The following is a 12,773-nucleotide window of genomic DNA, read 5'->3' as shown; positions in this document are numbered from 1 at the left end:
CTCTTGATGTTGCAGACATTAAGGAGTGCCGCACCGAAGCCAAGGAGCGCGCCTGCCAAGGATGTGACGTTAACCGCCACCCTGATGGTGATCGACGACCTGGACGAGCTTGCTGCCGGAGACTTCGTAGTGCGTCGCGATGCGCTGGCCTCTCGCATCCGTAGCCCACGGTGTGCCAATCCTTCCGATCATTGCGGTGAGTACCTCAGTGCCGTCGTCCACGGCAGTTCTGCTCAATGAAGCCGAGCCGTCCTCGTTGATCGCGATATCCACATCGTCGGGCAGCGCATACGACAAGCGTCCGGGCGCATCCGGGCCGGTGATGACCGTGCTAATGCGCAAACCACCCTCAAGTGCCTGAATCACCCCGGTCACCTCTGACCCCTCGCCCACCGCGCTCCCGTCCTGTGCAACGGACACCTCAGCGCCTTTGAACCTGCTCAGGCAGACCGATCGTGAGGCCCGTCAGCTCCCCTCCCCACATACCGGCCGGCGAGATTTCAATCGGGTCCGAGAAGGCGCGAGGCACGGATACGGTTGCGTCCTCCCCGGCTGAGACGAGCGCTCCGTTCAGAGGCTGCAACGGCACCTGCGTCACTTCATCTGCCTGCGGATGGATCTCCGCGGCGGACGAGACGACATCCACGGCTTCCTCCGTACCGTCGATTTCAAACGCGTTCGCTGCCACACCCCCGGAGGAAGCGAGCATGGCGACTATCACGACGCTCGCGATACCGACGCGCGGGAATCGGTTCTGTCGATTCATCAGATACCTCTTCTTGTATCGAGTTCAACATCCCGCCTGTACAGGACAGTACCCGGGCTGTCGTAGGCGCGCTGTCCCCCCTTCGGGGGACAGCGCGATCAGACCGGACGATCGGAATAGCTGAGCGCGACCATGACCGTGACCGCGAGCGAAAAGGGTCGCCCACGACGAAGGAGGGCCTCCCGCTGCGGGAGACCCTCCTTCGAGAGGTGCGACGGGTGTCAGCTGGTGACGGTCCAGTCGAACTGGTCGCCGTACTCCTCGAGCCACGCGTCGACCGCGTCGGCTTCCTTGCCCTCGCCGTACTCGTTGACCACGAGGTCTTCGAGCGCGCCGTACTGCTCGTCGTCCAGCTTGATCTTCTTGATCAGCTCGGCCGCCTCGGGGAACTCGTCCGCGAAGCCCGTGGTGCCCAGGAAGTGCAGGCCCTCGGCCTCGCCCATGGCACCCTTCGGGTCCTCGAGGTCCTTCACGGGGAAGGCGTCGTTGGCCCAGAACGGACGCCACAGCGTGACGACGATGTCCTCCTTCTTGTCGGTCGCGGTCTTCAGCTCGGTGAGCATCGCCGCGGTCGACGAGGTGACGAGCTCGTACTCGCCGTCGAGGCCGTACTCGGGCATCATCTTCTGGGTCTGGGCGGTCAGGCCCGCACCCGGCTCGATGCCGTAGATCTTGCCGTCGAAGTCGGCGCCCTTGCCCGCGAGGTCCTCGATCGAGGTGAGCTCGGAGTACTCCGGCACCGCGAGGGTCAGCTTGGCGTTCTCGTAGTAGGTGCCGAGGTCTTCGATGTCGTCGCCGTAGGTGTCCATGTAGGAGGCGTGGGTGAGTTCCGGCCACGCCGACGGGTACATGTCGACGTCGCCCTGCGCGAGTCCGGTGTAGAGCGGGCCGGCCTCGGTGAGCGTCTTCATCTCGACCGTGTAGCCGATCTTCTCGAGCTGGTCCTGCAGGAGGTAGGCGGTGCTGAGGCCGTCGGTCCAGGAGGGCAGGAACCCGAGGGTGATGGTGCCCTTGTCCTCGGCACCGTCGCCGCCGCCGCTCGTGCCGCCGGCGCCGTCGCCGCTGCATCCGGCGAGGGTGAGCGCTGCGGCTGCACCGAGGGCGGTGATGGTCAGGATCTTCTTCTTCATGTGACTCTCTCTCTTGCGTTCCGTATGTGATTCAGGAGGTGCGGACGAGGCCGCGGGACAGCTGTGCCGGGATCGAAACCGTGCCGGGAGCCGCGCCCCGGCGCCCGTTTTCCATCCCGCACCGGACGAAAGGGGGTGGGGGACGGAAACGGGGGCGCGGGACAGGGGCGCTCAGGCGCGGGCGAGCTCGGACTCGGTCGGGGCGGAGTCGGCGGGCGCGGAGGCAGCGGGCTCCGACGCCACGGGGGCGGAAGGCCGGGACGAACCGCGACGCTTCAGCATGCCGAGGAGCGAGGAGCGGTTCTCGCCGGGCGCGCCCAGAGCGGCGGTCACCCGGTCGAGGAACACGGCGATGAGCACGACGCCCAGTCCCGCCTCGACACCCTTGGGGATGTTGATCGTCGAGATCGCCTCGACGACCATCTTCCCGAGCCCGTCGGCTCCGGCCATACCGGCGATGACCGCCATCGACAGCGCGAGCATGATGACCTGGTTCACGCCGGCCATGATGGTCGGCATCGCGAGCGGCAGCTGGATCCCGCGGAGGATCTGACTCGGCGTCGCTCCGAAGGCGTGTCCTGCCTCGACGGTCTCGGCGTCGACACCGCGGATGCCCAGCTCGGTCAGGCGCACGCCGGGAGGCAGCGCGAAGATCACGGTGGCGACGAGTCCGGGCACCACACCGATGCCGAAGAACACGATCGCCGGGATCAGGTACACGAAGGCCGGCATGGTCTGCATGAAGTCGAGCACCGGCTTCAACGTCGCGCGCACCGTCGCGTTGCGCGCCGACCAGATGCCCAGTGGCACCGCGATCAGCACGGCCACGACGGCGGCGACGAGGACCAGCGCGAGCGTCTGCATCGCCGGGACCCAGAGGTCCATGGCGACGATGAGCCCGAACGACAGGATCGTGCCGATCGCGAGCTGCCACGACCGCACGACCCAGGCGATCAGCGCGGCGATCACGATGATGACCGCGAAGTGCGGGGTGAGGAGCAGGCGCGTGAGGCCGTCGACGAGGAAGCTCACCACGAACGAGACCGCGTCGAGCAGGCCGTCGAGGTTGGCGGTGATCCAGTCGACGCCGGCGGCGACCCAGTCGCCCACGGGGATGCGGAAACCGTCCATCAGCGCACCTCCTCCGTGTCGACCTGGGCCTCTGAGCCGAACCCACCCTGGGTCCCTGAGCTCGTCGAAGGGCCGGGCTCGGCCGTCCATCCGTCGTCGAGCACGGCGTCGATCTCGGCCTGGGGCATGGGGGTCAGCGGCAGCAGGATCTCCTCGGTCGCTCCGGGCCCTGGACCGAGCGCCGCGAGCAGGGTGACGCGCGGGATCACGCCCGCGAGGCGGCCGTCGGCATCCGTCACCGCGAGGGGCAGCGGCGACTCGACGGCGGGGACGAACAGGTTCATGAGGACGTCGTCCTCGCGGACGCTCTGCAGCACCGGCTTGATGATCGAGTCGAGGCGCGTGGCGCCCTGACGGACGAGCTTCACGGCGTCGCGGTCGGTGACGACGCCGACCAGCTGGCGATCCTTGCCGACCACGTAGGTCGCCGACATGTAGGCGTCCCGCATCTGGCGGAGCGCGGTGCGGGGACCGGCCGACTCGGCGACGACGGGGCGCGGACGCTCCATGACGTTCGCGGCGGTGAGCACGCGCGCGCGGTCGACGTCCTGCACGAACTGCTCGACGTAGTCGTTCGCCGGGTCCATGAGGATGTCCTCCGGCGTGCCGATCTGCACGATGCGCCCGTCGCGCATGACGGCGATGCGGTCGCCGAGGAACATGGCCTCGTTGAGGTCGTGCGTGATGAAGACGATGGTCTTCTGGAGCTTCTGCTGCAGCTCCAGAAGCTGCTCCTGCATCTCGCGGCGGATCAGCGGGTCGAGCGCGCTGAAGGCCTCGTCCATGAGCAGGATGTCGCTGTCGGCGGCCAGGGCGCGGGCGATACCGACGCGCTGCTGCATACCGCCGGACAGCTCGGAGGGCAGCTTGTCGCCCTGGCCTTCGAGCCCGACGAGGGCGAGGATCTCCTCGGCCTTGGCCTGGCGCTCGGCCTTGCCGACCCCCTTGAGCTCGAGCGGGTAGGCGACGTTCGCGGCGACCGTACGGTGCGGCAGCAGCGCGAAGTGCTGGAACACCATCGAGATGCGGTCGCGGCGGATCTCGCGCAGGCGCGCAGCCGGGATCCCCGTGATCGGGTCGCCCCCCACGGTGACGGTGCCGGCGGTGATGTCGTGCAGGCCGTTGAGCATGCGGATGATGGTCGACTTGCCCGATCCGGACAGGCCCATGATGACGAAGATCTCACCGCGGTTGACGGTGAAGCTGGCGTCGATGACCGCGGCGGTCCCCGCGTCGGCGACGGCCGTGCGGCTCTCCCCGGCCTTCAGTCGGCGGACGGCGGCGCTCGGATTCCTCCCGAACACCTTGTACAGATGGCGCGCTTCGAGTGCTGTTTCGGACACGTTTCCCCTGCGGCTCGGCCTTCGGGTGGCTGAGCCTGCTTCGGTTACGCCCGGGTGATCCTCACGAGGCCGTTCGACGTCTTCGCTGTGGCGGCACAGGCGGCGGATTTCGGATCCGCCGCAGAGGGGATCGACCGTACGCCCACGCCTCTTCGCCGCACAGCTCATCGAAGGAAGGACGTGACCGCGGACTGGTCTATGGGCCGTCAGGCCCGCAGACCAACGTAACGAAATGGCCGGTCAGCGGCAAATCCTGCTCCACGGACGTACCCGGGTTTCCGCCGCTGACCGGGGGATAGTACGAGCGTCTAGCAATCTCGGTGCGGCGTACTCACGGGCGCCGGACGGTGCGCGTCACGGTGAACTTCGGGGTGCGCCGGAGCTGGTCGGTGGGGCCGATCAGACGGCTCATCTCGGCCCGGTGGCCGAGGCTCGAGTTGTACACCGTGAACAGCTCCCCGTCCGGTCGGAGCAGACGCGCGGCGGCCTCGAACAGGCGGGTCGCGGCGCCGGTGTGCACGCTGGCGCCGAGGTGGAACGGCGGATTCAAGAGCACCGTGTCGAAGCTCCCCGCGGCGAGCGCCGAACCCGCGTCGTCGTGCGTGACCTCGACCCGGCCGGCCACGCCGTTCGCCGACGCGGTGGCACGGGCGGAGGCGACGGCGGCGGCCGAGCGGTCTGTGGCGACGACGCGGTCCCGCGGGTGGGCGAGCGCCCAGGACACGGCGAGCGCTCCGGTCCCGCAGCCGAGGTCGAGCACGCGGCGTCCGCCGTTCACAACTCCGGAAGAACGGCTGCTCTCGCCGCCGTTCCGCTCGTTCTCGGCGCGTGTCACCTCTGTTCTCCTGAGTTGTGAACCGTCGAGGTCGAGCACCTCGAGCAGGACCCGGGTGCCGATATCGAGGCGGGACCCGGCGAAGGCGCCGCCGTGGGCCACGAGGACGAGGTCGCCGTGCCGCGCGGTGACCGGGAACGGCGGCGACTCGGGCACCGGGAGCGGCTCGGAGGCGACGAGCAGCCGCGACTTCCGCTCGGCGCGCTGCGCCTGTACCCGGGCGAAGCTCCGCCCCAGTACCTCGTTCTGCGCCAGAGTCATGTGCTTCACCCGACCGCCGGCGACGAGCACCGCGTCAGGCGCAGCCCACCGGGCGACCGCATCCGCGATCTCCTCCAGTTCGGCGAGGGCCTTCGGGAGCTGCAGCAGCACCAGTTGCGCACCGGCGAGCAGGCTCTCGTCGAGTTCGTGCGGGGTGAACCCACCGATCCCGAGCTCCTCCGCATTGCGGGCGAGCGCGCGGCGTCCGGTCGCGAGATCCTGGTGCACACGGATCCCGCGCCGCCCGGCCGCCGTGAGAGCGAGCGTGATCGCGCCGTACTCGTCTCCGATCACGACCGTCCCGGACCCTGGCACGTCGAGGGCGAGCGCCCGTTCCACGAGCAGCAGATCGGTCGCATCGTGGGCCTGGAGGTTGTCCGCCTCGACGTCGGGCCAGCGACGCAGACGACTGTAGGGGAACTCCGGCACCAGCCCACTGTACGCGGCCGCCTCACCCTCTCCCCGTCCACAGCTTCGGAGCTGACGGCCGGCACGCCGCCCGGACCGCCCGTCAGGCGGCGTGTCGACCGAGATCTCCGAAGCTGTGCCTGCCCGCGAAGGAGAGGGTTGACACGGAACCGGGTCCCATGGTTACTTAGTCAAGTAAGTAACCCAGCAACCACGGAGGACTCGTGATCGAAGAAGGCAAGCCGCTCTTCCTCCAGATCGCCGAGCAGATCGAGGACTCCATCCTCGACGGCTCGCTGGCCGAGGAGGCGCAGGCCCCTTCGACGAACGAGCTCGCCGCGTTCTACCGCATCAACCCCGCCACCGCTGCGAAGGGAGTCGCCATGCTCACCGACAAGGGAGTGCTCCACAAGCGCCGAGGCATCGGCATGTTCGTCTCGGAAGGCGCCAGGGAACTGCTCCTCGGCGAGCGCCGCGCGGCCTTCGCCGACCGCTACATCGACCCGCTCCTCGCGGAGGCCCGCACGCTGGGTCTCGGCGCGGAAGACCTCGCGGACCTGCTCCGGCAGCGCGCCGCATCCGCCCCCACCCCAGAAGGGAAGAACCCCGCATGACCGCCGTCATCGAGGTGCAGAACCTCACCAAGCGCTACAAGGAGAAGAGGGCGCTCGACAACGTGTCGCTCTCGCTCGAGGGAGGCTCGATCTACGGGCTCCTCGGCCGCAACGGTGCCGGGAAGACGACACTCATGTCGATCCTCACGGCGCAGAACTTCGAGTCCTCCGGCACTGTGAAGGTGTTCGGCGAGCACCCGTACGAGAACGCCCACGTGCTCGGCCGGATCTGCTTCGTCCGGGAGAGCCAGAAGTACCCGGACGACGCGACCCCGCGGCACGCGTTCGCCGCCGCGCGCCTGTTCTTCCCGCACTGGGACCAGGACCTCGCGGACGAGCTCATCGCGGAGTTCCAGCTGCCGATGAAGCAGACCATCAAGAAGCTCTCCCGCGGGCAGCTCTCCGCGGTCGGCGTCATCATCGGCCTGGCCTCCCGCGCCGAGATCACGTTCTTCGACGAGCCCTACCTGGGGCTCGACGCCGTCGCCCGGCAGATCTTCTACGACCGGCTCGTGGAGGACTACGCGGAGCACCCGCGCACGATCATCCTCTCCTCGCACCTGATCGACGAGGTCGCGAACCTCATCGAGAAGGTCATCGTGATCGACAACGGCCAGATCCTCCTGAACGAGGACACCGATGCCGTCCGCGACCGCGCCGTGACCGTCGTCGGCGACGCCGCCAAGGTCGACGCCTGGACCGCCGGCCGCGAGGTGCTGCACCGGGATGAGCTCGGCCGCGTCGCCTCGGTCACCGTGCTCGGCACCCTCACCGCCGACGACCGCGCCGATGTGCGGGCCGCGGGTCTCGACCTCGCCCCCGTCTCGCTGCAGCAGCTCATCGTCCGCCTCACCCAGAAGGCCGAGAGCCGCGGCGCCACGAGAGCCGATGCCACCACGGAAGGAGTCCGCTGATGCGACGCACACTCAACGTCATCCGGCTGCAGCTCATCAACCGGCAGACCTTCGTCTGGGTCCCGCTGATCATCCTCGGCTCCGCCGTCGTGATCTCGGTCCTCATCTACGCGATGATCCCGGGCGATGCCCCCAAGTACGGCGGAGGCGGCCAGGCGCCGCTGTGGTACTTCTTCGCGATCGGCCTGTCGGCCATGACGCTGACCTTCCCGTTCTCGCAGGCCATGAGCGTCACCCGGCGCGAGTTCTTCATCGGGACGCTGCTGACCGCGATCCTCGGGAGCGCACTGCTCGGGGTGCTGTTCCTCCTGGGCGGTGCGATCGAGCTCGCCACCAACGGCTACGGCGTGAACGGCTGGGTGTTCCACCTGCCGTGGCTGTGGGAGGCCGGCCCGCTCGGCGCCTTCGTCGTCTACTTCACCCTCGCCCTGTTCTTCTTCGTGGTCGGGTTCACCGGCGCGACCATCTACAAGAGCTGGGGTCCGATGGTCCTCACCATCGTCGGCGTCGCCCTGGCGCTCCTCCTCGTGGGGGTCGTGTACCTGGTGACACGGCTCGAGCTGTGGGGCGACGTGTGGCTCGGCATCCTCGACCTCGGCGCCGTGGGCCTCGCGCTCTGGGGGCTCGTGGTCGTGGCCGTCCTCAGCGTCATCTCGTTCCTCGCGTTCCGTCGGGCCACGCCCTGACGTGAGGATCCGAATCCGCTGATGCCGCGACTGCGCACCCCGCGCGGTCGCGGCATCCGCGTCCTACCGCCTCTACCCAGCGGCCCGAGCCGGGGCAACCCGGTGGCCGCAGGCGGCCCTCGGCCCTATCCTCGCCAGAGAGGACCACCCGACCGCCGCGAGGAGAGGATGACGTGACGCCTGACCTTTCGCGCCTGCGCGTCCGCGAGCGCCGCTCGTACCTCGCCCGCACCATTCGCGAGGCGGTCCGCCCCGCCCGCCTGCTCCTCGTCGTCAAGACGGCGCTCGCCGTCGGGCTCGCGTGGACCATCGCGCCGCACATGCCGGGAGTCACCGACGAGTATCCGTACTACGCACCCCTCGGCGCGCTCGTGAGCATGTATCCGACGCTCATGGGGTCCATGCGGTCGAGCCTGCAGACCCTGTTCGGCCTGGCCACCGGTATCGGTCTGGCCGCGGTGATCGTGCTCACCGTCGGACCGACGTGGTGGACGATCCCCCTCGTCGTCGGCCTCGGCGTCCTCGTCTCCGGCACCGGCTGGTTCGGCGTCGGGAAGGAGTACGTCCCGATGGCGGCGCTGTTCGTGCTCATCATCGGCGGTCAGAACGCGGACGACTACTCCGTCGGCTACCTGGCCCAGATGGGGGTCGGAGTCGTGATCGGCCTGGTGGTGAACCTTCTCTTCGCACCCGCACCGCTCATCGGATCGGCGGAGGCGCGGGTGGAGCAGTTCCGACGACAGCTCGCGGGACACCTGCACGACATCGGCTCCGCGGTCTCCGAATCCTGGCCGCCGGAGACCGCGCAGTGGGCGGACGACGCCGCCGCGCTCGCCGAGACCACTGCCGACCTCCGTGCGGCCCTGGCCGAAGCCGACGAGAGCGTGCGCTACAACCCCCGAGCGCGCCGTCGGCACGCGGGAACCGCCCACATCCACGAGCAGCTCTCCACCCTGGACCGGATCGCGCACCTCATCCGCGACATCGCCGACGCGACGGCCGACACGATCTGGGAGCGCCCCGCCGGCATGCCCCTCGACCCCGCGCTGCCCGAGCCGTTGTCCGCGGCCTGCCACGCCGTCGCCGACGTCATCGCCGAGGACGACCCCGCCTCGAGCGCGGCGCACCGCCGTCGCGGCGAGGCGGCGCGGGCGATCCGGCTCCTGCTGGAGCGCGTCGACGACCGCACGTTCGACGTCCGCAGTTCGATGGGACCGGGCGTGCTGACGGCGATGCACCTCCGCCGCATCCTCATCCTCAGCGGCGAGCGCCCCGACGACGACGACGAGTGACTCAGATGGTGTCGTCGGCGACGACGATGTCCATCTGCCAGTAACGGCCGGTCGGGTCGGTGTCGTCGTGCGCGGCGTCGGCGGCGGAGAGCACGTCGTTGATGTTGTGCATCACGTCGTCGAACTCGGCCTCCGTGAGGCGGATGGTGCGCTGCACGAATGACGCGTGCACCTCGGCCGTGCGGCCGGAAACGTACTCCGGCGTCCAGGCCATCACCCGCCGCACGAGGTCCTGGTGGTCTTCGGCGAGCGCCGCCACGACGGCCCCGCCGAGCGCCTCGTCGGGCACGGGGTTCTCCGGACCGCCGACGTTGAGGGCCCCTTTGCGGCCCGTCCACACGCGGTCGCGGCGGTCTCTGGCCTGCTCCGGCGCCTCCTCGATGAGCCCCGCCTCGGCGAGCACTCGCAGGTGGAAGCTGGCGCTGTTGGCGGGCACATCGAGCTCGCCCGCGATGTCCGCCGCGCGCAGGAATCCCCGCCGGGCGATCAGGCGGAGGATCTGTCGGCGCAACGGGTGCGAGTAGGCCTTGAGCATGGCCGACGTCATGAAGGCGGCGTCCTCCCGGGAGGTCGTTTCCGCGTCGTCGGCCATTCCCCGATCCTAGTCACGCAATTCCGCACGAATAGTTGCGCAATTAGTCTTGCGCAACTATCGTCGAGCCATGACGATGACGCCCACCCCCCACCGCCTGTCGCGGAACACGCGTTACCTCACCTGGCTCATCAGCGACACGAGCAAAGGCCTGGCGTCTGCCCTGTTCGGATTCGCCGTGCCGCTGCTCGCGCTGATCATCACGAACGACCCCGCGCAGGCCGGCGTCATCGCAGGTGCGGGCATGGTGGCCCGCCTGCTGCTCACGCTGGTCGGCGGCATCCTGGCGGACCGGCACCGGCGCATCGTGCTCATGCTCGTCGGCTCGATCCTGGGGATCGTGATGGCCGGGGCTTTCACGCTCCTCGCCCTCGGCGGCTCCCTCACCTTCGCGACCCTCCTCGTGATCGACGTGCTGCTCGCCGCTCGCAGCGGCCTCTTCGACGTCGCCGGCGAGAGCGCATTGAAGGAGATCGTCCCGGATGACGCGATGGGGCGGGCGCAGGCCGCGAACCAGGGGCGCGACGCCGCCCTCCAGCTCGCAGGAGGGCCGCTGGGCGGGCTGTTGCTCGGCGTGGGCGGCTGGCTGGTCGGCGTCGTCATGACCGCCTGCCACCTCGTCGCGGCCGTGACCGCCGGGTTGCTCGGCCGTCAGACCAGGCGAGCGGGCATCGCCGACACCGGTGCCGAGGAGGACGCGGACCTCGACGCGCCCACCACCCGCCCGAACGCCTGGCGGGAGTTCCGGGAGGGATTCGGCTGGCTGCTGTCCCGCCCCGACCTCGGCGGCGTCATGCTCATCATGACGATCATCAACCTCGGCTTCAACGCCGCGATCACCACCGTCGTCTACGCCCTGCAGCAGGCGGGGCACTCCGAACTGCTCATCGGCACGGTCAGCGCGGCGATCGGCGCCGTGATGCTCATCGGCGCGGTCGTCGCCCCGTTCCTCGTGCCCCGGATCCCGGCGGGGGTGCTGATGATCGGCGGCCTCACGGTCGTCGCCCTCTGCGCCGTGGTGCTGTCGTTCGTGTCCGCGCCGTGGGCCGTCGCGGTCGTCCTCGGTGCCTCCGTGCTCCTCCTCCCCGCCCTGAACGCGGGGATGATGGGCTACTTCATGGTGGCCACGCCCTCCCGACTGCTGGGGCGCGCGAACAGCGCCATCGGCGTGCTTGCGATGGGAGCCATGCCGCTCGCCCCCCTCATCGCCGGCTTCGGCCTCGCGTGGGCGGGACGCCAGGGCACCATCCTGATCTGCGCAGCCCTCTGCGTGCTGGCCGCCGCCCTCGCGATCGGGAATCGCGCCCTCCGCAGCCTCCCCGTCGAGTCTCGGTGGGCCGCGCACGCCGCCCAGTACGAGGCGGACTGAGGCGGAGACAGTGCGCTAGGGCGCGACCGCCAGCACGGTGATCCCCGCCGCCGCGGAGGCTACGGCGAGCACCAGCGCGATCGCGATGAGGATGACGTGCACGCGGAGGAACGGGGTGGCCTTGCCGTTCTCGTCCCTGGCGCGCGGATCGTTCGCGACCCGCTTGTAGAACCGCGGCCAGACGAGCACGTTGAAGCCGGCATTGAGGAACAGCACGACGACGAGAGCGATCACCCCTCCACGCTATCGAGGGTGTCGTCGCCCCACGGATTCGGGCGTCGGAATTCTTGGACCGCGACATGTATCACCGAGCCCTTGCCGTGCTCCTGGTAGGTGTGATCACAATGGGCTTCATGATCGACGGTGCCCCCGGCGCCGCCTTCGATCCGGCATCCGACGACGGGCGCGCACGCTGGGAACGTGCCGCGGACCTGTTCGATGCGTGGCGCGATGGCGACGGCCGCTCGATGGACGACCTGGTGCGGCTGATGACGCCGGTGCTGTGGCACGTCGTGCGCGCCTACGGCCTCGAACGCACCCTCGCGGAAGACGTCGTGCAGACGACCTGGCTCCAGCTCGTGCGCGGCCACGGTGCCATCGCCGACCCGCGGGCCGTCTCCGCGTGGCTCACGACCACCGCCCGCCGCGAGGCCTGGAAGGTCGGCAAGGCGAACGGTCGCGTCGACACCGCGGAATCCGACGACCTGGACGCCCTCCTTCCGGAGCAGGCGTCCGCCGAGGAGCACGCCACGCTGGACGACGAGAACCGACGGCTCTGGGCCGCGGTCCGCCGCCTCGCCGAGCGCTGCCAGCGTCTCCTCCGGGTGATCGCCTTCGAGGACCGCCCTGACTACGCGCGCCTCGCCCGCGACCTGTCCATGCCGGTCGGCAGCATCGGGCCGACCCGCAGCCGCTGCCTCGCGAAGCTCCGCGACCTCCTCGACGCCCCGGCCCGTCGGACGGAGGGACGATCATGAGCGATGAGGACGACGCCCGGCTCTTCGCCCGCCTGCGCAGCCTCTGGGGAGAGGTCGATCCGGTCCCTGCCGGGCTGATCGACCGGATGGTCGCCGCGGTCGCGGCGGATGGCCTCAACCGCGAGTACGCGCTGCTCACCCTCGTGGAGGGCCAGCTCGGCACGGTCCGCGGCGAGACCGACGCCCTCACCCTCCAGTTCAGCGACGGCAGCACGAGCATCCTCCTCCACGTCACGACGACCGCGTCCGGACGACGAAGGATCGACGGCTGGGTGGACACCGCCGCTGCGGAGATCGTGTTGCTGCAGGGCGAGCGCGGGCGCCGCACGACCCCGGCGGAGACCGGCCGATTCGTGTTCGACGAGGTGCCGTCGGGGCTCAGCCGCGTGCGCCTGACCGCGACGGTCGGCGACGAGACCCGCACCCTGGAGACCCCGCAGTTCGAGTTGTGACCC

At 69.6% G+C, this 12,773-nt stretch carries 15 protein-coding genes; 7 read left to right on the top strand and 8 right to left on the bottom strand.

Going from position 1 to position 12,773, the window contains the following annotated elements:
• Positions 1-69: 69 nt before the first annotated feature.
• The 6 genes from AB0310_RS10705 to AB0310_RS10680 form a co-directional block, all read right to left on the bottom strand.
• The gene (locus AB0310_RS10705) at positions 70-375 is read right to left on the bottom strand and encodes a hypothetical protein (RefSeq protein ID WP_366237211.1); all 306 of its coding nucleotides are present in this window, start codon (positions 373-375) and stop codon (positions 70-72) included.
• Between the two features lie 46 nt (positions 376-421).
• Positions 422-766, bottom strand: coding sequence for a hypothetical protein (locus AB0310_RS10700; protein WP_366237210.1), 345 nt, complete (start codon positions 764-766; stop codon positions 422-424).
• Between the two features lie 221 nt (positions 767-987).
• Complete coding sequence (locus AB0310_RS10695; protein WP_268777534.1) at positions 988-1,896, bottom strand: glycine betaine ABC transporter substrate-binding protein; 909 nt, start codon at positions 1,894-1,896, stop codon at positions 988-990.
• A gap of 171 nt (positions 1,897-2,067) precedes the next feature.
• Positions 2,068-3,027: an ABC transporter permease gene (locus tag AB0310_RS10690; protein WP_259951736.1), complete on the bottom strand. Its 960-nt coding sequence runs from the start codon at positions 3,025-3,027 to the stop codon at positions 2,068-2,070.
• Complete coding sequence (locus tag AB0310_RS10685; protein WP_366237209.1) at positions 3,027-4,370, bottom strand: quaternary amine ABC transporter ATP-binding protein; 1,344 nt, start codon at positions 4,368-4,370, stop codon at positions 3,027-3,029. Before AB0310_RS10685 ends, AB0310_RS10690 begins: the two co-directional genes overlap by 1 nt.
• Before the next feature lie 331 nt (positions 4,371-4,701).
• Positions 4,702-5,895 (bottom strand): class I SAM-dependent methyltransferase, encoded by a 1,194-nt coding sequence (locus tag AB0310_RS10680; protein ID WP_366237208.1) that lies wholly within the window; start codon positions 5,893-5,895, stop codon positions 4,702-4,704.
• 203 nt (positions 5,896-6,098) lie between these two features.
• On the opposite strand from AB0310_RS10680, the gene AB0310_RS10675 reads away from it, so the two are divergent.
• The 4 genes from AB0310_RS10675 to AB0310_RS10660 all read left to right on the top strand — a co-directional run bounded on the left by AB0310_RS10675 (position 6,099) and on the right by AB0310_RS10660 (position 9,380).
• Positions 6,099-6,488, top strand: a complete 390-nt coding sequence (locus AB0310_RS10675) for a GntR family transcriptional regulator (RefSeq protein ID WP_025104181.1) — start codon at positions 6,099-6,101, stop codon at positions 6,486-6,488.
• The gene (locus AB0310_RS10670) at positions 6,485-7,402 is read left to right on the top strand and encodes an ABC transporter ATP-binding protein (protein WP_187662888.1); all 918 of its coding nucleotides are present in this window, start codon (positions 6,485-6,487) and stop codon (positions 7,400-7,402) included. Before AB0310_RS10675 ends, AB0310_RS10670 begins: the two co-directional genes overlap by 4 nt.
• Positions 7,402-8,088, top strand: coding sequence for a hypothetical protein (locus AB0310_RS10665; protein ID WP_187662887.1), 687 nt, complete (start codon positions 7,402-7,404; stop codon positions 8,086-8,088). The genes AB0310_RS10670 and AB0310_RS10665 overlap by 1 nt, the downstream gene beginning before the upstream one ends.
• 173 nt (positions 8,089-8,261) lie before the next feature.
• Positions 8,262-9,380, top strand: a complete 1,119-nt coding sequence (locus AB0310_RS10660; RefSeq protein ID WP_268777538.1) for an FUSC family protein — start codon at positions 8,262-8,264, stop codon at positions 9,378-9,380.
• A gap of 1 nt (position 9,381) precedes the next feature.
• Here the strand turns inward: AB0310_RS10660 and AB0310_RS10655 are convergent, their stop codons facing one another.
• The gene (locus AB0310_RS10655) at positions 9,382-9,972 is read right to left on the bottom strand and encodes an ArsR/SmtB family transcription factor (protein WP_187662885.1); all 591 of its coding nucleotides are present in this window, start codon (positions 9,970-9,972) and stop codon (positions 9,382-9,384) included.
• Between the two features lie 70 nt (positions 9,973-10,042).
• Here AB0310_RS10655 and AB0310_RS10650 point away from each other — a divergent pair, with 70 nt between their 5' ends.
• A complete protein-coding gene (locus AB0310_RS10650; protein WP_366237207.1) occupies positions 10,043-11,341 on the top strand; it encodes an MFS transporter in 1,299 nt (432 codons plus the stop codon).
• A 15-nt stretch (positions 11,342-11,356) separates the two neighbouring features.
• Here the strand turns inward: AB0310_RS10650 and AB0310_RS10645 are convergent, their stop codons facing one another.
• On the bottom strand, positions 11,357-11,575 hold the full coding sequence (locus tag AB0310_RS10645) for an SCO4848 family membrane protein (protein ID WP_259951727.1): 219 nt from the start codon (positions 11,573-11,575) through the stop codon (positions 11,357-11,359).
• A 119-nt stretch (positions 11,576-11,694) separates the two neighbouring features.
• Here AB0310_RS10645 and AB0310_RS10640 point away from each other — a divergent pair, with 119 nt between their 5' ends.
• Positions 11,695-12,318 carry an RNA polymerase sigma factor gene (locus tag AB0310_RS10640; RefSeq protein WP_232089144.1) on the top strand — a complete coding sequence of 208 codons (624 nt, stop codon included), beginning with the start codon at positions 11,695-11,697 and terminating at the stop codon, positions 12,316-12,318.
• The gene (locus tag AB0310_RS10635) at positions 12,315-12,770 is read left to right on the top strand and encodes a hypothetical protein (protein WP_259951726.1); all 456 of its coding nucleotides are present in this window, start codon (positions 12,315-12,317) and stop codon (positions 12,768-12,770) included. The genes AB0310_RS10640 and AB0310_RS10635 overlap by 4 nt, the downstream gene beginning before the upstream one ends.
• Positions 12,771-12,773: the final 3 nt, after the last annotated feature.

This window comes from Microbacterium meiriae (assembly GCF_040702565.1).
GTDB lineage: Bacteria > Actinomycetota > Actinomycetes > Actinomycetales > Microbacteriaceae > Microbacterium > Microbacterium meiriae.
Note: the sequence above shows the minus strand (reverse complement) of the source record. Positions and strands in the feature narration are given on the sequence as shown.